This window comes from Romboutsia sedimentorum (genome assembly GCF_030131845.1).
GTDB lineage: Bacteria > Bacillota > Clostridia > Peptostreptococcales > Peptostreptococcaceae > Romboutsia_D > Romboutsia_D sedimentorum.
Genome location: NZ_JASKYM010000005.1, coordinates 94546 through 113470, shown reverse-complemented (window position 1 = coordinate 113470; position 18925 = coordinate 94546). Strand labels below are relative to the sequence as shown.

General features: G+C 27.3%; 23 protein-coding genes and 1 pseudogene. 10 read left to right on the top strand and 14 right to left on the bottom strand.

Annotated elements, in window-relative coordinates; genetic code table 11:
• Positions 1-44: 44 nt before the first annotated feature.
• Both QOZ84_RS11160 and QOZ84_RS11155 read right to left on the bottom strand, forming a co-directional pair.
• Positions 45-4286: a 2-hydroxyacyl-CoA dehydratase gene (locus QOZ84_RS11160; protein ID WP_284133040.1), complete on the bottom strand. Its 4242-nt coding sequence runs from the start codon at positions 4284-4286 to the stop codon at positions 45-47.
• Positions 4287-4499: 213 nt separating this feature from the next.
• The gene (locus QOZ84_RS11155; protein ID WP_284133039.1) at positions 4500-6095 is read right to left on the bottom strand and encodes a Na/Pi cotransporter family protein; all 1596 of its coding nucleotides are present in this window, start codon (positions 6093-6095) and stop codon (positions 4500-4502) included.
• A 165-nt stretch (positions 6096-6260) separates the two neighbouring features.
• Between QOZ84_RS11155 and QOZ84_RS11150 the strand changes: the two genes are divergently transcribed.
• Positions 6261-6425, top strand: coding sequence for a hypothetical protein (locus QOZ84_RS11150; protein ID WP_284133038.1), 165 nt, complete (start codon positions 6261-6263; stop codon positions 6423-6425).
• Between the two features lie 81 nt (positions 6426-6506).
• Here QOZ84_RS11150 and QOZ84_RS11145 read toward each other — a convergent pair.
• A pseudogene (locus tag QOZ84_RS11145) lies at positions 6507-6760 on the bottom strand (hypothetical protein); the annotation flags it as partial.
• A gap of 337 nt (positions 6761-7097) precedes the next feature.
• On the opposite strand from QOZ84_RS11145, the gene QOZ84_RS11140 reads away from it, so the two are divergent.
• The 5 genes from QOZ84_RS11140 (at position 7098) to QOZ84_RS11120 (ending at position 9652) form a co-directional block, all read left to right on the top strand.
• Positions 7098-7610 carry a hypothetical protein gene (locus tag QOZ84_RS11140; RefSeq protein ID WP_284133037.1) on the top strand — a complete coding sequence of 171 codons (513 nt, stop codon included), beginning with the start codon at positions 7098-7100 and terminating at the stop codon, positions 7608-7610.
• A gap of 2 nt (positions 7611-7612) precedes the next feature.
• On the top strand, positions 7613-8014 hold the full coding sequence (locus tag QOZ84_RS11135) for a hypothetical protein (RefSeq protein WP_284133036.1): 402 nt from the start codon (positions 7613-7615) through the stop codon (positions 8012-8014).
• A 297-nt stretch (positions 8015-8311) separates the two neighbouring features.
• Positions 8312-8563: a hypothetical protein gene (locus QOZ84_RS11130; RefSeq protein ID WP_284133035.1), complete on the top strand. Its 252-nt coding sequence runs from the start codon at positions 8312-8314 to the stop codon at positions 8561-8563.
• A gap of 311 nt (positions 8564-8874) precedes the next feature.
• A complete protein-coding gene (locus QOZ84_RS11125) occupies positions 8875-9135 on the top strand; it encodes a hypothetical protein (protein WP_284133034.1) in 261 nt (86 codons plus the stop codon).
• Between the two features lie 349 nt (positions 9136-9484).
• On the top strand, positions 9485-9652 hold the full coding sequence (locus QOZ84_RS11120) for a DUF1540 domain-containing protein (RefSeq protein WP_284133033.1): 168 nt from the start codon (positions 9485-9487) through the stop codon (positions 9650-9652).
• Between the two features lie 106 nt (positions 9653-9758).
• On the opposite strand, the gene QOZ84_RS11115 is transcribed toward QOZ84_RS11120, so the two are convergent.
• From QOZ84_RS11115 to QOZ84_RS11090, 6 genes are all read right to left on the bottom strand, one after another.
• Positions 9759-10331, bottom strand: a complete 573-nt coding sequence (locus tag QOZ84_RS11115; RefSeq protein ID WP_284133086.1) for an IS3 family transposase — start codon at positions 10329-10331, stop codon at positions 9759-9761.
• A gap of 6 nt (positions 10332-10337) precedes the next feature.
• On the bottom strand, positions 10338-10646 hold the full coding sequence (locus tag QOZ84_RS11110; protein ID WP_284133032.1) for an IS3 family transposase: 309 nt from the start codon (positions 10644-10646) through the stop codon (positions 10338-10340).
• The gene (locus QOZ84_RS11105; protein ID WP_284133031.1) at positions 10646-11317 is read right to left on the bottom strand and encodes a helix-turn-helix domain-containing protein; all 672 of its coding nucleotides are present in this window, start codon (positions 11315-11317) and stop codon (positions 10646-10648) included. The genes QOZ84_RS11110 and QOZ84_RS11105 overlap by 1 nt, the downstream gene beginning before the upstream one ends.
• A gap of 266 nt (positions 11318-11583) precedes the next feature.
• Positions 11584-11892 (bottom strand): hypothetical protein, encoded by a 309-nt coding sequence (locus QOZ84_RS11100; RefSeq protein ID WP_284133030.1) that lies wholly within the window; start codon positions 11890-11892, stop codon positions 11584-11586.
• Between the two features lie 82 nt (positions 11893-11974).
• A complete protein-coding gene (locus QOZ84_RS11095) occupies positions 11975-12121 on the bottom strand; it encodes a hypothetical protein (RefSeq protein WP_284133029.1) in 147 nt (48 codons plus the stop codon).
• Positions 12122-12252: 131 nt separating this feature from the next.
• Complete coding sequence (locus QOZ84_RS11090; protein ID WP_284133028.1) at positions 12253-12432, bottom strand: AbrB/MazE/SpoVT family DNA-binding domain-containing protein; 180 nt, start codon at positions 12430-12432, stop codon at positions 12253-12255.
• A 150-nt stretch (positions 12433-12582) separates the two neighbouring features.
• Between QOZ84_RS11090 and QOZ84_RS11085 the strand changes: the two genes are divergently transcribed.
• From QOZ84_RS11085 to QOZ84_RS11075, 3 genes are read left to right on the top strand one after another with little or no spacing between them, the layout of a single operon-like run.
• Positions 12583-13185 (top strand): N-terminal phage integrase SAM-like domain-containing protein, encoded by a 603-nt coding sequence (locus QOZ84_RS11085; RefSeq protein ID WP_284133027.1) that lies wholly within the window; start codon positions 12583-12585, stop codon positions 13183-13185.
• The gene (locus QOZ84_RS11080; protein WP_284133026.1) at positions 13182-13379 is read left to right on the top strand and encodes a tyrosine-type recombinase/integrase; all 198 of its coding nucleotides are present in this window, start codon (positions 13182-13184) and stop codon (positions 13377-13379) included. The genes QOZ84_RS11085 and QOZ84_RS11080 overlap by 4 nt, the downstream gene beginning before the upstream one ends.
• Positions 13357-13686, top strand: a complete 330-nt coding sequence (locus QOZ84_RS11075; protein ID WP_284133085.1) for a tyrosine-type recombinase/integrase — start codon at positions 13357-13359, stop codon at positions 13684-13686. The genes QOZ84_RS11080 and QOZ84_RS11075 overlap by 23 nt, the downstream gene beginning before the upstream one ends.
• A gap of 97 nt (positions 13687-13783) precedes the next feature.
• On the opposite strand, the gene QOZ84_RS11070 is transcribed toward QOZ84_RS11075, so the two are convergent.
• The 4 genes from QOZ84_RS11070 to QOZ84_RS11055 form a co-directional block, all read right to left on the bottom strand.
• A complete protein-coding gene (locus QOZ84_RS11070; RefSeq protein ID WP_284133025.1) occupies positions 13784-14956 on the bottom strand; it encodes a CD0519/CD1768 family membrane protein in 1173 nt (390 codons plus the stop codon).
• A 198-nt stretch (positions 14957-15154) separates the two neighbouring features.
• Positions 15155-16186: a type I glyceraldehyde-3-phosphate dehydrogenase gene (gap, locus tag QOZ84_RS11065; RefSeq protein ID WP_284133024.1), complete on the bottom strand. Its 1032-nt coding sequence runs from the start codon at positions 16184-16186 to the stop codon at positions 15155-15157.
• A gap of 207 nt (positions 16187-16393) precedes the next feature.
• A complete protein-coding gene (locus QOZ84_RS11060; protein ID WP_284133023.1) occupies positions 16394-17008 on the bottom strand; it encodes a YitT family protein in 615 nt (204 codons plus the stop codon).
• Positions 17009-17430: 422 nt separating this feature from the next.
• Positions 17431-17565: a hypothetical protein gene (locus tag QOZ84_RS11055; protein ID WP_284133022.1), complete on the bottom strand. Its 135-nt coding sequence runs from the start codon at positions 17563-17565 to the stop codon at positions 17431-17433.
• A gap of 219 nt (positions 17566-17784) precedes the next feature.
• Here QOZ84_RS11055 and QOZ84_RS11050 point away from each other — a divergent pair, with 219 nt between their 5' ends.
• Positions 17785-18042 (top strand): hypothetical protein, encoded by a 258-nt coding sequence (locus QOZ84_RS11050; RefSeq protein WP_284133021.1) that lies wholly within the window; start codon positions 17785-17787, stop codon positions 18040-18042.
• A gap of 115 nt (positions 18043-18157) precedes the next feature.
• On the opposite strand, the gene QOZ84_RS11045 is transcribed toward QOZ84_RS11050, so the two are convergent.
• Entirely contained in the window at positions 18158-18709 is a 552-nt protein-coding gene (locus QOZ84_RS11045) for a hypothetical protein (RefSeq protein ID WP_284133020.1), read from the bottom strand.
• Positions 18710-18925 lie beyond the last annotated feature (216 nt).

The following is an 18925-nucleotide window of genomic DNA, read 5'->3' as shown; positions in this document are numbered from 1 at the left end:
ATTATTTATTAAAAGTAAAAGCTCCTGTTAAAATAACTAGGAGCTTAATTATTTTTAAATGCAGTTGAAAGCATTAATTTTATTCTATTTAACTGATTAGTCTCACTAGCTGATGGATCATAATCTATTGGGATTATATTTGCTTTTTTATAAATTCTTTTTAATTCTTTAATCTGTCCTTTTCCAGTTATGTGATTTGGTAAACATCCAAATGGTTGCATACATATAATATTATTTACGCCATCTTCTATTAACTCTATCATCTCTCCTGTCAATAGCCAACCTTCACCAGTCTGATTCCCAATAGATATTATATTTTCTGTATTTTCAGCTAATATATCTATACTCTTAGGTGATGTGAATCTTTTACTCTTACTAAGTTCTTTTTTATATGTCTTTTGATAAATTTCCATAATGTATATAGCACTTTTACCTAGTTCTTTACTTATCCATTTTCCCTCTAAATATTTATACTTGTATGCTGTATTTAAACAACAACTAAAAAAGAAATTTATAAGTTCTGGTACTACAGCTTCTCCGCCTTCGCTTTCTATAATATTTACTAAATTGTTATTTGCAACTGGATGAAATTTAACTAGGATTTCCCCTACTAGCCCTACCTTTGGTTTTTTAATATCTAACACTTCTAGATTATCAAAATCCTCAATTATACTTTTTATATTTTTCCTAAATTCATATATACTAGCTTTTTCTAAAGAATCTTTACACTTTTGAACCCATTTTTCATAAAGTCTATTACTGCTTCCAATGTCTCTTTCATATGGTCTTACTTTATGTAGAACTTTCATAAGTAAATCACCATATATTATTGACATAAAAATTCTATTTATTAATTTCAAAGTTATACTTTTTATGACTCCATTATTTTCAATCCCATTTAAACTTAAAGATATTACAGGTATATTTTTAAAGCCAGCATCATATAATGCTTTCCTTAGAAAACCTATATAGTTTGTAGCCCTACATCCTCCACCTGTTTGAGTTATTACAACAGATGTATTTTCTAAATCATATTTTCCAGATTTTAATGCACTTATCATTTGCCCTATTACAATTATAGCAGGATAACAAGCATCATTATTTACATATCGTAGCCCTTCTTCTATTATTCTATTATCTGTACTATTTAAAATTTCTATATTAAATCCACTTAGATTAATTGCTTTTTCAAAAAATTGAAAATGGAACGGAGACATTTGTGGGGCTAAAATAGTATGCTTCTTACTTAACCTTCCTTTTTTATATTCTATCCTTTTATCTTCTGTATTTTTTATTTGTATATTGTTTAATTCTCTTTGTATCATTGCAGCTTTTAAAGATCTTAGCCTAATTTTTGCAGCTCCTAAATTGTTACCTTCATCTATTTTTATAACTGTATAAATCTTTGAGCTTTCATTTAATATCTCTTGAACTTGGTCTATTGTAACTGCATCAATACCACATCCAAAAGAATTTAATTGTACTAATTCTAAATTTTTAGTTTCTTTTACAAAGCTTGCAGCTTTATATAGTCTTGAATGATATACCCACTGATCCACAACTCTTAAAGGCCTCTTTAGATTTGCCAGATGGCTTACGCAATCTTCCGTTAAAACTGCCAAATCTAGAGAATTTATAACATCCGGTATTCCATGATTTATTTCTGGGTCTAAATGGTAAGGTCTACCACATAAAACTACCCCCTTTAATCCTTTTTCATTTATTTTTGCAAGAGCTTTTTCTCCTTGTTCCTGGATATCTTTTTTAAACTGATCTTGTTCATAGCTTGCTTTGTCTACAGCTTGTGCTATATTTTTCTTTGATATTTGATTGAAATATACTGAAAGCTCTTCATATAATCTCTCTTTTAATTTATTTTTATTATTTAAACTTATAAATGGATTTATATAAGTTATATTATTTTCTTGTATTTCTTCAACATTGTTTTTTATAACTTCTGAATAAGATATTACTACAGGACAATTATAATTATTATTTGCAGATAAGTCTTCTTTTTTTTCGTTAGTTATACATGGATAAAATATGTAATTTATATTTTTTTCTATTAAATTTGCTATATGTCCATGCACAAGCTTAGCTGGATAACATACTGTTTCAGAGGCTATAGATGTTATTCCTTTTTGGTAAATTTCCTTTGACGACCTATCTGAAAGTACTACTCTAAACCCTAATTGTGTAAAAAATGTATGCCAAAAAGGATAGTCTTCATACATATTTAAAACTCTTGGTATCCCAATTTCACCCATTATAGCTTCTTTTTTAGATAATGATTTGTACCTAAATAACCTATTATATTTATATTTAAATAAATTTATATTTTTATTACTATTTAGTCTGCTCTCATTATCATATATTAATTGGCCCTTTTCACATCTATTCCCTGATACAAATACTTCACTGTCAGCAAACTTATTTATAGTTAACAAACAATTATTCGAACATCCACCACATCTGCTGATATTTACACTAATACTTATATTTTCCAGTTGATTTTTATTTAGAAGTTTAGTTTTATTCCCTTCTTTATATCTTTCTTTAGAAATTAATGCGGCTCCAAAAGCTCCCATTACTCCAGCTATAGACGGTCTTGTAACCTCTTTATCTATTAATTTTTCAAAACTCCTAAGAACTAAATCATTATAAAAAGTTCCACCTTGAACTACTATATTCTCACCCATATCATTTATATCTCTTATTTTTATAACCTTAAACAATGCATTTTTTACAACTGAATAAGACAGTCCTGCTGATATATCACTAATACTAGCCCCTTCTTTTTGAGCCTGTTTAACTCTAGAGTTCATAAATACTGTACATCTCGAACCTAAATCTACAGGAGATTTTGAATAGATTCCTTTACTTGTAAATTCTTTTATGTCCATAGATAATGATGTTGCAAAAGTTTCTAAAAACGAACCACACCCAGATGAGCATGCCTCATTTAAAATAATGCTATCTATAACACCATTTTTTATTTTTAGGCACTTCATATCTTGCCCACCAATGTCTAATATGAAATCTACATTCTCATTAAAAAATTTTGCGCTCTTATAATGGGCTATCGTTTCTATTTCTCCGTAGTCTACCTTTAAAGCCTTTTTTATAAGACCTTCCCCATACCCAGTAACTGTCGATGCAACTATACTACATTCATTCGGTAATACGTCATACACATTTTTCATTACCTTTATAATGGTTTGTAATGGACTCCCCTCGTTGCTACTATAATGAGAATAAAGTGAATTCCCAAATTTATCAATTAAAATAGCTTTTGTAGTTGTAGATCCTGCATCAATTCCTAAAAAACAATTACCTTTGAAGTTTTTTATGTCTTTGTAAGTTATATCATTTTTTTCATGTCTTATTTTAAAGCCATTGTATTCTTTTTCATCCTTAAATAATGGCTCTAACTTATTTACATTAAGCATACCATCATTATTTAAATTTTGTATTTTATCTATTAATGTGTTTAAATTTATACATTTCTCATCTTTTGATAGTAGGCTTGCTCCCATCGCTATGTATAGTTGAGCATTTTTAGGAAGTATTAAATCGTCTTCATCTAAATTTAATATGTTTTTAAAAGCTACCCTAAGTTGTGATAAAAAATATAGCGGTCCTCCTAATAAAGCAACTTTTCCTTTTATTTTTCTTCCACAAGCTAATACACTAACAGTTTGAACAACAACAGCATTAAAAATACTCATAGCTATATCACATCTTTTTGCTCCATCATTTATTAATGGCTGAATATCAGTTTTAGCAAATACCCCACATCTTGATGCTATTGGATAAATGACCTCATATTCTTTTGCTAATTCATTAAGACCTACTGCATCTGTTTGTAGTAGCGATGCCATTTGATCAATAAAAGCTCCCGTACCACCTGCACATATGCCATTCATCCTTTGATCTATTCCACCACTTAGATAAGTTATCTTTGCATCTTCTCCACCAAGTTCTATAACCACATCGGTTTGAGGATAATAATATTCTATAGCCCTTGTAGATGATATGACTTCTTGAATAAATTTTACATTAAGATTTTTAGATATATCTATTCCACCTGAACCAGTTATTACAACCTTAATTTTTGAATTTCCAATACTGTTATATATATTTACTAAGGCTTCTTTTACAGATTTTTTTATATCAGAATAATGCCTTTTATATTCTTTATATACTATTTCATCATTACTATCTAATACTACTATTTTTACCGTCGTTGATCCGATATCAATTCCTATATGAAATATTTCTTCCATTACATATTCCCCCCATAATGCATATGTATTTTTGGCTATTTTAATATTTAAAGAAGTAAATTTCTTACTATTAACATTTATGCCTTAATGTATATTTATATGTTGTATAATTTGCATCATATCTATTTTCATAAGGTTATATAATATCTTTTATACATTTTAATACGTACTATATTTGCAACAAAAAAGCGTGTTTAAAACACGCTTTTTATATTAATTTAATACTCTTTTTGCTACATTCGCACAATGGTCTGAAATTCTCTCTAAATTAGTTATCAAATCTAAATATAAAATTCCAGCATCTATTTTACAATCATCATTATTTAATCGGTATATATGATTTCTTCTTATTGATTTTTCTATTTTATTAACTTGTTCTTCCGTGTGTATTATTTTGTTTGCTATAGTTGTATCTTTATCTTTTATTACATTAATAATATCTTCACAGTTTTGTTTTACTTTTTCATACATCTCATAAATCTCCTTTACCCCATCTTCTGAGATTTCTGCATCTTTTTGAATTGCAATTTCTGCGAGTTCTGATATATTTTCACAATGATCACCTATTCTTTTTAAATCATTTATTGTATTGAATAAATTATCTACATCTTCTACTAACTCAGTAGTAATAGATGTTTTTGATAGTTTCAAGAGATAGCTAAGTAAATTTATTTGTAAATTTTTTATACTTTTTTCATTTTCAATTGTTTTATCTATATATTTTTGTGATTTGTTTAAAAAACCATTCATAGAATTATTTAGACATTCTTTAGATAAATTAGCCATTTTCAAAGTTTCTTTTACAGTATTTCCAAATGCTATAGAGGGAGTTTCTAAAATCCTTTCATCAAGATAAGTTTCCTCCTTCTTTTCTTCCATTCCTTCAGGTATTATCATCATAGATAACTTCACTATAAATTTAGCAAATGGTAAAAGAATTATTACTGAAACTATATTAAATAATGTATGAGTATTTGCTAACTGTCTAGCCACATCGCTAGGATCTATCTTAGTAACTATAGCTATAATAGGTTTATTTAAGAAAATCAAAAATATTACTGTTCCTATTATATTAAATAATAAATGCATTATAGCTGCTCTTTTAGCATTTCTATTAGCTCCAACGCTAGATATTAATGAAGTAACGCAAGTTCCTATATTTTGTCCATAAAGTATAGGAAGTGCTGATGATAATGGTATAATACCCTGAGCTGCAAGTGCTATAAGTATACCCATTGATGCACTAGAACTTTGTACAATAGCCGTTATACCAATTCCTAAGAGTAAACCTAATAAAGGTCTTTGACCAAAACTTATAAGTGCATCTGTGAAGCCTTTAAATTCTGCCAATGGCTCTACTGCATCTTTCATAAATTCCATACCTGTAAATAAAATCCCAAATCCTAATAATATTTCTGCTATATTTTTAATTTTCCCATTTGATGCAAAAAGATATAACACTATACCTATTCCTAATGTTATTGGTGCTAGTCCATCTAAATTAAAACTAACCAATTGAGCTGTAACAGTCGTTCCAATATTAGCACCCATTATAACCCCAATTGCCTGAGAAAGTTGCATTATTCCAGCATTTACAAAACCCACTACCATTACAGTTGTCGCACTACTACTTTGTATTACCGCTGTAACTAAGGCACCTACAAAAACACCTATTATTATATTACTAGTTAAAAGTTCTACTATTTTTTTTAATTTATCTCCTGCTGATTTTTGTAATCCATCACCCATAAGACTCATTCCATATAGAAAAAGTCCTAAACCTCCAATAAGATTTATCGCTATATCCAAATTTATCCCTCCTTAACACTTAAATAATCTAGATATATCATTATCTATTTTTCCCTTTATAATACATTGCTAGTTTTTAATTTATAACATACTCTAATGAAGAATATTAATTGTTTACTTTGGTTAAGATATAATTGCTAGATAATATTTTATTTAGGAGGAATTATGGCAAAGAATAAAAGTTTAAAAAAACCAAAAAAATCTAAAAATGTAGCTAATTCAAACTTAGAAATTGCAGAAGAGCTTAATATCGATCCACAACTAAGACCATCTAAAACTGGTTCTGTTAGTCAAAATACTGCTAAACCTATAAAACCTAGAAAAAAATAACTAAACTTACATTCAATATAAAAAACAATATAAAAAAACAGACTTAAACATAATCTTTAAGTCTGTTTTTTATGTAATATATTATCCTACAAGCATAAATATAAAGTGAGATACTACTCCAGCACAAATCCCCCCTATAGTATGTGAAAAGATTGCTTTACTTGTTAATTCTCTTGCATTTAAAGCATCCATCATACCTACATGTGTACTTAAATATCCACTCCAACACATACCCATAGCTGTAAATACTGCTATATCATTAGGCGTTACAACTCCATCTACTATGAATTTAGGTACTAAACTCATTGCCACCCAACAGCTCCTAAAGAAGTTATTGAGTTAAAGCCATAGTTTGTTGAAGTTGCTAGTGTTGATGGATTAGTTTTTTCTAATATGACATTGTGTAATATGTGTTTGGTGACAAGATGGTGACACGAAATAAAATTATTTAAGAGCCCTCAAATAAATAACGGTGAACATAGAAGAAGCCCTTATCTACTGACAATAGATAAGAGCCACCACACAAAAAAACAGATAACTTGAATAATCTAAGTTGATGTGATAATTAACTTTATACTACTATTATATCAAAAGTTAGATAAATTATTCAAGTATAAATTTTGTATGTTGGCTTTAAGGTTTCTTCTATGTAAATAACTAGGAGGAACTACAATGAATAATTCAGGAAGATTTAGAGCTAAGAAGGTTAACTTTTCACAAATAAGTAATATTCCATTAAGAGATGAGAATTTAAGTTTGAAAGCAAGAGGTTTATATTCTTTAATACAAAGCTATGTAACATTAGAAACTTTTAAAATATATAAAGATTTTCTTATATCAAAGTGTAAAGAAGGTATAAAAGCATTTGATGGCGGGTGGAATGAATTAAAAGATAATGGATATTTAAAAATTTATAGAATACCTTCAAGTGAAAATAAAGGTAGATTCGAATATGAATATGACTTATTAGATGCACCTAATACTGATACTCCAAGTTTAGTAAATTTAAAATTAGATGGTAGCTTTTCTTCCAATAATGAATCTAAAACGTTGGAAAATGGGCAAAGTGACCATACACCCCAAAAAGGTAGTAATGGTGAAAGTACCATATACCCCAAAAAACACCCTATGCTAAATGGGGGTAATATAAGTAATACTGATTTAAATAATACTTATTGTATGTAAGTATGTATGAAAAGCATCTAGTCATTACAAATCAAGTTAAAAAACTTATAGAGAATGTACATAGTAATATAGATATAGATTTATTTGAAAGGATACTTGTAGAAGTGATTAATAATAATAATGTATCTAAGAAGGACTCATACTTCATAAAAACTATTAAAGAAATAGTTAAGAAAAATATATCAACTATAATTCAGTACGATGTATACATAGAAGAATATAAGAATAAAAAAACAGGTTGTACTAAGCAACTCAGTGAAAGTAATTCTAAAAGTAAAGCTCCAACTGTTAAAACTAGATTCCATAATATAAATGAATCATTTAGTAAATATAGTCCAGATGAACTTGAAAAAATACTTCAAGAAAGTCAAAAGAATAAATTTAAACCTGTTACAAATATTTAGGTAACAGCTAGTGATCTCGGATTAATAAAAGTGGTCATTCTTAACTAAATCTAAAATTGGTGTTGTTAAATATTAGGACTCCACCATTTGGATGTGTCCGATAATTTAACCGCCTTATAATTAAGCTCGTTAAATTATCTGATAGCTTAATTATAAGTTTTCAACCACACCCCATTTGGTTGTCAGTAAGTTTTCACTCACCTTATTTTTAAGGACGTCATTTTCGGATATGCACGTCATGCATACCTGAACTTAGTAATGTATAACAAATATTATAAACCAATGGAGGAAATTAAAATGAACCAATATGAAATGGCTTCACATATAGCTAACTCTAATATGGATTTAAACTTAAAGAAATTTGAAATACTTAAAATGAAGAATCAATTAGTAAATGAAAAAGACAGATGTGTTATGCTTACTTCTATTTTTGTTCTGTTTGGAATATTTATTTTACCTTTAGTGTTTGTACCTTTTACACTTAAAGGAGCAAGTATGACAAAGAATGAAATTAGACAAATAGATTCATTGCTAATAAAATTAAGTTAATAAATGTGACGAGTTAAGCTATAAACAGATGGTAAAACTCCATTTGTTTTAATAATATACATATTGAAATTGTTGTGGAGTTTTACCATGACAATTAAATATTAAGGTAACAGCTAGTGACCTTGGATTAATAAAAGTAGTGTGGTTAAATATTTACTAAGCTTATTTTTAAGCTCAGTAAAACATCATACTTTATTATAACGCGTCAAGAATGTTAATTTATAAAATTAGGTGCTATAATCAAGAAAAACACTTAGGAGGTAATAAGAATAGAATATAAAAACAGATTCAGAAAAAGACTTTTTAAATCAATGAGCTCTGAAAGAAGACAATACGAAAATGAGGTCAACTTTTACAAGCAAGAAATTAAAAGAATAAATGAATCAGTCAATAAATCTGAGTTAGAGTTGAAACATACAAATGAAAAATTAAATTTATATTTAGGTAAATGTGAATTGGTTAATGATATGCTATGTGAATGGGAAGAAAGACTAAAGGGCATAGTAGGCGAAACATCAGATCAATACCCATTTAAAATTTGGGTGTCGAGTTTCTCGACTTCCGAAAATTAAACAATGCAGGAGAAGTTTGTACACGAATTGTTATCGGTCTAAACGATAGTAATAAATGTTGTATATCAAAAGTGGGTACATGCACTTTAGAAAATACGGATTATGTATTGATTACTCAAAAAGAGTTACCAATAATCCATACTATGAAATTCAAGTTTTATGTGAGTACATACACAATTTAATATACAGGTATATCAAGCAAGTGAATAAATAAGCGTTAGCGTTCTTAAATATTGGTAAAATAAATATATTTTACCAATTTAATGCTATCTTATAAAATTTTTTATTAGAATAAATCAATCTAAAAATGCTAATAATATTTTTAGATTGATTTAAAGGAGGTGTTAATATGCATCAAAATATAAATCCTAGTATTGGATGTACTGTACATGAATGTAAATATCATGCTCAAACAGCTGAAAAATGTAGTCTTAATGAGATTAAAGTAGTTAAGCATGAAGAGAATGCTACAACTAAAGAATGTACAGATTGTGGAAGCTTTGAAAAACAGAATTAGAATTAAAAATTATTTATGAAACTATAATTTTTCATGCAAAAAAGAGAAAAGGAGCTAGTCTCTATTTGAACTGCCACCTGTCAAGTAGACAGTGGAAATAATAAAACTAAGTAACCATGGCTTGGCTTCGATATTCTAACGGAGCCAGGCCATTTAATTTTTTTTGTATTCTTACTTCATTATAGAATTTTATGTAATCGTCTATTGCTATTTTTAGTTCTTCAAAAGAGTTAAATTTATTTAAATAATACATTTCAGACTTAAGGATGCCCCAAAATCCTTCCATTGGTCCATTGTCTATACATCTACCAACCCTTGACATACTTTGAATAGCATGTTGCTTATCCAGCCTAGCTTTAAAATCTTTATGAGTATATTGAAATCCTCTATCACTGTGAAATAATGACTTCGCCTTTGGATTACTAGTTACTGCCAACTCCCACGTATCAAATACTAATTTGTTATTATTTGAAGTAGCTACTACATACGAAACAATACTATTATCACCTAAATTTAATATTGCACTTAAATATACCTTAGTTCCATCCATTATTTTAAATTCAGTTACATCTGCTAACCATTTTTCATTAGGTTTATCTGTTTTGAAATCCCTATTCAACACATTTTCCGCGACTACTTGTGGTGAACATTTAACATATCTTTTTCTTTTTCTTCGAATAACAGCCTATAAATTTATAGACTTCATTAATCTATATATTCTTTTATGGTTATATTTCTTATTTAATCTTCGATTAAGGTTCATGGTAATACGTCTATATCCATAGATTCCCTTTACTTCTTCATATATTTCAATTATTTGATTTACAATAAATTTATTTTCGAGTTCTCTTTTAGACTCAATTTTATTTAACCATTTATAGTATGAACTTCTTGCAATACCTGAAAATTTACACAATAAAACAACTGGATAACCAATTTGATTTAATTCTTTTATCGCAGTATATAGGTTCTCTTTTTTTATAGTATGAAGCATCATCTCCTTTCTATTTCTTCCGACTTTTTTAAAAAATCATTCTCCATTTTAAGTCTTTCATTTTCGGCTTTTAGAAGTTTCATCTGCATTTCTAATTTTTCCTTTTCCGTTAAAGATTCAACTTCTTTAGTTTTTCCACGTCTATCCTCAAGACCAGTATATCCGTTAGATTTATATTTTCTAATCCAAGTGTAAACTTGTTGGTATGATACATTATATTTATTTGAAGTTAGCTGATAATCTAAATTATTAGCTATGCAAAATCCTACTATTTCAATTTTTTCATCAAATGTTGTCTTTCTGCCTTTAATCATAATTACATTCTCCTTAGTATTGTGAGATTTGGTTATATTATGATTATTATAACTTTTAACCCAACGTTGTAAAACTCTTCTACTAGATATTTTATATTTGCTACATACATCACACTGTGAGTATCTTCCAGATAGATAATCTTCTACTGGTGATATTTTAAATTCAATAGAGTAATTTTTGTTTTCAGAATTACCTTTTAAGCCTTCAATTCCAATAGATTTATATATTCTAATCCAATCTCTAATAGCCGTTTCTGAAACACCAAGATCATAAGATGATTGTCTTACGCCCTTTTCTCCATTAATATACTTTAATACAGTATTTAACTTTTCTTCAAAACTGATTTTTATTCCCATAAAAAAACTCCCTTCATAGTATCAGTTTTTATTATTTAAACTGTCTCCATAAAGGGAGCATATCATATTCTCTTAATTTATACTAATTAAATCAAATTGTTTTTATAAGTAATATAAAGCTAAAAGCACTCTTAGTCGCATTTGGGTGCTTAGAAAATAGAAAAGGTAGATTAGAAAATTAATTCTAGTCTACCTTTTTTTTACTTATATGTTCTCGACATTTTGTGGTCTAAAAATAATTCAATCTTTATTTGCTATTAAGTTATTTAACTTTGTTGTATAGCTGATTCATTTGCTTCATAATAAGCTATACCTTTTTCAGTTATTCTTACATTTATAAAATCAATATCTTGTTGTTTATTTTGGAACATTGTTGTTAATTCTTCATCGAAATTTATGTATCCACATTCTTTTAAATTTATCATAGCCTCTTTATACATTTTCTTTTTTTCTTGTGTTGTTTTATTAAAAGACAATGAACTAAATGCTTTGTTGTATTTTATAGGTTTTAATATACCTACTTTAAGTATTCTTAATATACTATCCTTTAACTCTTCCATTTCTAATTCATTCATAATATTACTCTCCTCTTTCCCCACATATGGGGAATTTATATTCAATACTATATTTCTACATAAACATCCATATTCCTTCAAATTAATTGAAATCTATTTCAAATTCATAATCTACACATTTAGCTTTACTTCTATTTAGTTCCCATACTCTATCTTCTTCCTCATAAGCATTTATTAATGGCTTGCAAGTTAACTCATACACTAAATAATCATTCATTAAATCAACCAAGTTTTGTTCCCATATTTATTGTTTTCTCATTTGTATAATCTCCCATTTTTATTGACACTACAATACATATAAGTTATAATCTATTTGCGGATAGGTGCTATAAGTTATATATACTGTAGTGCCTTATTTTTTTACTTCTTTTTAGAGATAATTATTTTATCATCTTCTAAAGTTACTTCTACTTCTCTATCTTCTGGACTTACACTTAACTCTCTCATCCATGTTATAGGAATGTTTAGTTTGGTAGAAATAGAACCGGATCCAGATTTATTAAATGATACATTCAATGTTCTTTTTTCTTTCATGCTCATCACCTCATTTCTTAATATAATTATAACGTAACGTCAATATAAATATTCCAACTTTCGTAATATAAATATCGACAAATAAATTAAACAGTTTATAATTATTAACTTGACATACAATACTAATTAGTTTAAAAATATTTATGAGGTGATTCTATGAAAGGAAGTGTAAGATTAAGGAAAAACGGCAAATGGGAATACTACTTTGATGTAGGAAAAGTAATTGATAAAAATGGTAATCCTAAACGGAAAAAAATTAGTAAATCAGGATTCTCTACTGAACAAGATTGTAGAAAAGCTCTTAAAGATGCTTTAGATGAATTTGAAAATAAAGGTACAGTTTTTAAAGATACGAATATTAGTATGTCTGAATATATGAAATATTACATGGATAAATACGTTAAGCTTAAATGTAAAGCTAGGTCTATTGAAAGATATCAAGAAGTTATTAACAAACACATACTACCTTATTTTGGACACTACTATATTAGAAATATTGATTCTATGACGATACAAAACTTTTTAGATATAAAATACAAAGAAGGATATGCCAAAAGCACAATGGAGCTTTATATAACATTGCTAAAACATTCTTTAGGAATGGCTATACATCCATACGGTTTTATTAAAGAAGATACCTTCTCTAAAGCTAGATTAAATTATAAGTTTGATTACAAGAAACAAAGAAATCTAACAAAAGAACAGTTGTATGAAGTTTTAGATTTCCTTAAAGAAAATAATTATGAGTATTATTTATGATTGCATGGCATACTGGAATGCGTAGAAGTGAGATACTAGGACTTACATGGAATGATATAAACTTTGATAATAAAATTATAAATGTTAGACACCAACAACAAGTTTTAACTGGTGGCATCGTTAAATTAGTAGAGCCTAAATCTAGTTCTGGTGTTAGAGATATAATTATTGGTGACATTATTAAAAAATCATAAAGAGTTTACTAAAATAAAATCCAATAATAATAACTTTGTAAATATAAATACAAAGGGTAATTGGATGAAGAAACATAATGTTGCAAACATATTAAAAAAAATAAAAGATGAATTAGAAATACACATAGGATTGCATGATATAAGACACTTGCATGGTACACTCTTATGCCAAGAGAATACCAATCTAAAGGGTATTAGCCAACGTCTTTGGCATAGTAACACCGTATTTACATTAAACGTCTATGTGAAGACTACAGATGAAATCAAAAAAAATACTGCTAATATATTTGAAGAATCTGTGTTATAATAATTTCAAAAGAAAAGACACCCTAAAAAGGATGTCAATTGACAATTAAATAATTTTATTTCGTATACTGATTATTATCACTTTTTTATGTAATATATTATCCTACAAGCATAAATATAAAGTGAGATGCTACTCCAGCACAAATCCCCCCTATAGTATGTGAAAAGATTGCTTTACTTGTTAATTCTCTTGCATTTAAAGCATCCATCATACCTACATGTGTACTTAGATATCCACTCCAACACATACCCATAGCTGTAAATACTGCTATATCATTAGGCGTTACAACTCCATCTACTATGAATTTAGGTACTAAACTCATTGCCGCCCCAACAGCTCCTAAAGAAGTGATTGGAAATGCAATTGCCTCTGGTGATGTAAATCCAAATAATGGTTCTAATATAAAACTAAGTTTTTCTCCTATTACAGGTAAAAGAGCTATTCCTTCATATGCAACACCTGTATACGCAGATTTACCTGTTTCTGGATCTATTGTTGGTCCAAAAGTTAATAGCATCACTAATGTACATACAATTAAAACCCCTGGTATTATAGCTAGTCCTAAATCAACCCCTGATTTACCACCTTCTAGCATAGCATCTAATACTCTTTGGAATACACTTCCATCTCTAATTTCTCTATAATCTTCATCTTTATTTATTTCAGCTTTTATAGTGTCTTTTTTATCATCCTGTTTGTAAAACTTCTTAGTGAAATGCAGCATTATTCTAACACTAATTATACTACCTATTATAGCTCCTATATTTCCTATTACTGCTGGTAATACGTATTGACTTCCTTGTGATATCATAAAAGTTGTTACTACAAGTCCCATACCAAAAGATGTTCCTAAATTGCATAATGCTGGTATTTGGTAGTTTTTAAAATACCTAGTAAAGCTCTTGTCTTTACTAAAAGATATTATTGCTGGATTATCAGATAGATAAGTTGTTACAGCTCCAGCTATACTAGCTCCAGGTAATCCATATAGAGGTTTCATAAAAATTGCAAACACTTTATTTAGAAGTTCTATAACTCCAAATTCTGAAAGCAATGCACTTAAAGCACCTGCAAGCACAGCCATCGCCATTATTAAAAATACTGTGTTTAAAAGTAAATCATGTGCCGTATTCATTATTACTTTAAACATTATACCCGCACCCATAATATTAGCTATATAGCTAAACCCAGCTATTAAAATTGTTATAAATACAAATGTTTCTATTCCTATAGGTTTAACTCTTCTCTTTGTAAGCCTTTCCTGCGTCATAAAATTCTCCTTGTAAAATATTGTATTTTTCATCTTATTTATAAGCCAATACACTATACTTAAGCTAATAAATATTTCCTATGATTACAATATTATATAACAAAAAAAAATATTATTCTACAATAAACGCTTAATTTGTTTATTTTTTGTCATTCTTTTTCTATTAAAATCAAATTTATAATTTAATATATTTATATTTTATTTATTGTAAGATAGGCTCATATTTTTAGCCACATAGCTTACTAAGTCAACAGTTCTTGTTGAGTATCCCCACTCATTATCATACCAAGAAACTACCTTAACCATATTATTTTCTAAAACCATAGTTGATAATCCATCTATTATAGATGATCTTGAATCTTGCTTATAGTCTATAGATACCAATGGCTTATCGCTATATCCTAATATTCCTTTTAAGCTCGTTTCTGAAGCGTTCTTTAAAGTATTATTTAATTCTTCAACAGTAACATCTTTTTTCAATTGACAAACTAAGTCAACTAAAGAAACTGTTGGTGTTGGAACCCTTACTGAAAACCCATTTAATTTTCCTTCTAATTGAGGTAGCACTTTCGCTACAGCCTTTGCTGCACCTGTAGTAGTTGGTATCATCGACTCTCCAGCAGCTCTTGCTCTTCTTAAATCTTTATGATTCTTATCTAATATCTGTTGATCATTTGTATAAGAATGTATAGTTGTCATTAATCCTTTTTCTACTCCGAAAGTATCATCTAAAACTTTAACAAATGGTGCTAAACAATTTGTAGTACAAGATGCATTCGATATTATATTATGTATGTTATTATCATACTTTTCCTCATTAACACCCATAACTACTGTTAAATCTTCATTCGATCCAGGTGCTGTTATTATTACTTTCTTAGCTCCTGCATCTATATGTTTTTGAGCTTTTTCTCTTTGAGTGAATAATCCTGTAGATTCTATTACTATATCTACACCTAATTCTCCCCAAGGTATTTGCGCTGGGTCATTATGTCTTAATATCTTTATTTCCTTAGAATCAATTAATAGAGTATCGTTATCTTTAACTTTTATATCTCCTTTAAATTTTCCATAGCATGAATCATACGTAAATAAATGTGCTAAAGTCTCCGCATCTGCTCTAGCATTTATAGCTACTATCTCAACATTACTCTCTAAATTACTTCCTGCTATTCTTAAAACTGATCTTCCTATTCTTCCAAATCCATTAATTCCTACTTTTATCTTCATATGTAAATCCCCCATCATTATAATTTTTTTATTTTGTACGTCTCAATGAATCATTTTTTATTATAAAGTATACATTAATGATTTATTTAGTGTACACTTTATATACTACCACCTTTTTTATTATATGTAAATATAAAAATAGTGCGGAAATAATCCACACTATTTAACAAATTAATTTTTAGTTGTATAATACTGAAAATATACTTTCTATACATTTTCAATAATTTTGTTATTATTACTATGATAATATATAAAATCTATTATTTTTCCACTTATAGTAACTGCTATTAGTGAATAAAACACATCATATGCTGATAGATAAAAAAGTGATAAAAGTAAAACTACAACATCACCTAATAAATACACCATACCTATATTTAAAGATGTAGTCTTAGCAATCACTAATGCTAAAGCATCGTCTCCTCCAGCCGCTCCTCCTGCTCTTACTATAATACCTACTCCTATACCTACACTAATACCTGCTAATATAGTAGATATCAACATACTTTGTATATTAGGTAGTATAGGTCCTATATATTCAAAGCATTCATAAGAAAATGAAAAACTTATAGATGCAATTATAGAATAAATAAAGAATTTTTTTCCGAAAAACTTATATCCTATTAATAAAAGTGCACCATCAATTATAATATTTGCTATAGAGGGCTGTATACCGAACAAATTCTTTAACAGTAGTAAAAGTCCTAACACTCCACCTTCTGTTATATTATTTAAATAATAAAAATTGTAAAATCCAAAGGCTAATATAACTGAACCTAATAATATACTTACTAAACTTTCTAAAAATCGCCGCCTGGCCATGATATCCCTTCCTTTTTTCTTAATTTACTACATTATATTCTATAAATAATTGTTTGTATACTGCGATTTTTTAATATTAAATTATACATTTTTTTTATTTTTTTTTCAATACTTTTTTTGTTGTTTTTTTCAGTTTTTTTATTTATTACTTCAACCCCAGTATTTTCAAGCTATGCAAATACAAACTAATTTTAGAAAGTTTATATTTGCTACTTTTACAATTTAGTATACATAAATAGTTGTTTATATATTTTTTTTATTTGTTTACAAATACTATTCCTAATTTTCAAACAAAAAACCATTTTACCTAATTCTTTTTACAAATATTATTTATATAAAATTATCTAAATAATAACTTTATAATTTTATAGTAAAAAAGACATTATCTGTTTTAGATAATGTCTTTTTTATTATAAATTTTTTTATTTGTTGTCTATTATAGTTCTTGTAGTATCTATATCTTTACCTAAACATCTTTGACTGTTTATTCTTTCATTTACTAGTAAGTAGTTGCTTATTCCCTTTAATGTTGTTGCTAATTTATTTAAAAATATCATATTTATCTCTCCCTTTATTTTATTATCATAAGTACATTGTATACAATATACTTTATAAAGTCAATTCATTTTAGAAAACTTATTTTTATTGCATTAAATTTATTAAATTTAGCAGAGTTTCAATCAATCATAATGGTTATAATATTTAATATTGCTCTTTACAAATTACATTTGTAAAGTTAAAATATAATAAGTATATATAGCGAGGAGTTGTTTAATATGTCATGCCCTAACTGCAAATGTGGTAAATCTAAAGAGGTACAAATAGACCAAGATGAATACAATGAACTAAAAGAATATTTCCAAGATGAAATACAAAAATATAACGTAGTAGACTATATAAATGAGCAAAATGAACATTGCACTTATGTAGAAGTTGAGTTTGAGGATTACATAATCGAACTAGAAAATTTGGATACTAATAATCTAAACTTAGATATAATTATAGATACTATAATAAGAAACAATATGAAATAAACACTCTTAAGCAAATCAGATAATAAATTTGTTTAAATATTATTTTTTAAAATATAGAAAGTACTATAAAAAAATAGAGTCCACTGAGTATTTAAATACTTAGTAGACTCTATTTTTAATTATTATTTTTTGAATTTATGTTTATTTTAATTATCTCTAGTTGTGCTTTATATTGATCTATTTTTTGATTTACAGATTCTATTTTTACTTTAATTGAATTTTTATCTTTTTCAGTCTCTGCATTTTCCATTTCTTCTTCCATTTTAGAACTTAAAGCTTCTAATACATAAATTCGTTTATTAATCTTTTCATATATTATTTCTGGATTTTTATATACATTTTCTTGTTTCTTTTGTAGCATAGAAACTAATTTATAGTAAATAAATGCAACAAAAATGTTAATAATTATATCAAATATTATTAGATTCATATTTTTACTTACAATAGACACAAGCATAAAAGTAACTAAGTTAAATAAAAATAAATTAGTTAATATTTGTTGATTTAGTTTATATTTAGTATCATCTTTATATTTCATTAAACTATAAGCTATACCTATAGTAAGTATAGGTGTTAAAAATACTACGTTCTTTTCTAAAGCAGCGTACACAACGCTTAGTGCTGTCAAAAGAGTTATTGTTTTATTGTCTAAGTTCAACCTTTTCATCATTATAATCTCCTTAATTTGTTTGTATTACTTTATTCTTATATTTTATGTTTTATGTACCTTATCATACATAGTTTACTATTTTCAAAAATATAAATAAAGTATAACAAAATCTCCTGTAAATATTTTGCTATAAGTATTTCAAATGATGATTTTATTGAAATCATACTCAAAGATACAATTATCTATAATCAGATAATTTATAATTACTTTGTA

What these genes read in the sequence shown, in the direction of transcription:
- QOZ84_RS11070 (WP_284133025.1), bottom strand. Translation starts at nt 14,956, where the DNA reads ATGACGCAGGAAAGGCTTACAAAGAGAAGAGTTAAACCTATAGGAATA.
- QOZ84_RS11140 (WP_284133037.1), top strand. Translation starts at nt 7,098, where the DNA reads ATGAATAATTCAGGAAGATTTAGAGCTAAGAAGGTTAACTTTTCACAA.
- QOZ84_RS11055 (WP_284133022.1), bottom strand. Translation starts at nt 17,565, where the DNA reads ATGATATTTTTAAATAAATTAGCAACAACATTAAAGGGAATAAGCAAC.
- QOZ84_RS11130 (WP_284133035.1), top strand. Translation starts at nt 8,312, where the DNA reads ATGAACCAATATGAAATGGCTTCACATATAGCTAACTCTAATATGGAT.
- QOZ84_RS11125 (WP_284133034.1), top strand. Translation starts at nt 8,875, where the DNA reads ATGAGCTCTGAAAGAAGACAATACGAAAATGAGGTCAACTTTTACAAG.
- QOZ84_RS11050 (WP_284133021.1), top strand. Translation starts at nt 17,785, where the DNA reads ATGTCATGCCCTAACTGCAAATGTGGTAAATCTAAAGAGGTACAAATA.
- QOZ84_RS11045 (WP_284133020.1), bottom strand. Translation starts at nt 18,709, where the DNA reads ATGAAAAGGTTGAACTTAGACAATAAAACAATAACTCTTTTGACAGCA.
- QOZ84_RS11090 (WP_284133028.1), bottom strand. Translation starts at nt 12,432, where the DNA reads ATGAGCATGAAAGAAAAAAGAACATTGAATGTATCATTTAATAAATCT.
- QOZ84_RS11110 (WP_284133032.1), bottom strand. Translation starts at nt 10,646, where the DNA reads ATGCTTCATACTATAAAAAAAGAGAACCTATATACTGCGATAAAAGAA.
- QOZ84_RS11060 (WP_284133023.1), bottom strand. Translation starts at nt 17,008, where the DNA reads ATGGCCAGGCGGCGATTTTTAGAAAGTTTAGTAAGTATATTATTAGGT.
- QOZ84_RS11150 (WP_284133038.1), top strand. Translation starts at nt 6,261, where the DNA reads ATGGCAAAGAATAAAAGTTTAAAAAAACCAAAAAAATCTAAAAATGTA.
- QOZ84_RS11135 (WP_284133036.1), top strand. Translation starts at nt 7,613, where the DNA reads ATGTATGAAAAGCATCTAGTCATTACAAATCAAGTTAAAAAACTTATA.
- QOZ84_RS11100 (WP_284133030.1), bottom strand. Translation starts at nt 11,892, where the DNA reads ATGAATGAATTAGAAATGGAAGAGTTAAAGGATAGTATATTAAGAATA.
- QOZ84_RS11080 (WP_284133026.1), top strand. Translation starts at nt 13,182, where the DNA reads ATGATTGCATGGCATACTGGAATGCGTAGAAGTGAGATACTAGGACTT.
- gap (WP_284133024.1), bottom strand. Translation starts at nt 16,186, where the DNA reads ATGAAGATAAAAGTAGGAATTAATGGATTTGGAAGAATAGGAAGATCA.
- QOZ84_RS11105 (WP_284133031.1), bottom strand. Translation starts at nt 11,317, where the DNA reads ATGGGAATAAAAATCAGTTTTGAAGAAAAGTTAAATACTGTATTAAAG.
- QOZ84_RS11160 (WP_284133040.1), bottom strand. Translation starts at nt 4,286, where the DNA reads ATGGAAGAAATATTTCATATAGGAATTGATATCGGATCAACGACGGTA.
- QOZ84_RS11120 (WP_284133033.1), top strand. Translation starts at nt 9,485, where the DNA reads ATGCATCAAAATATAAATCCTAGTATTGGATGTACTGTACATGAATGT.
- QOZ84_RS11085 (WP_284133027.1), top strand. Translation starts at nt 12,583, where the DNA reads ATGAAAGGAAGTGTAAGATTAAGGAAAAACGGCAAATGGGAATACTAC.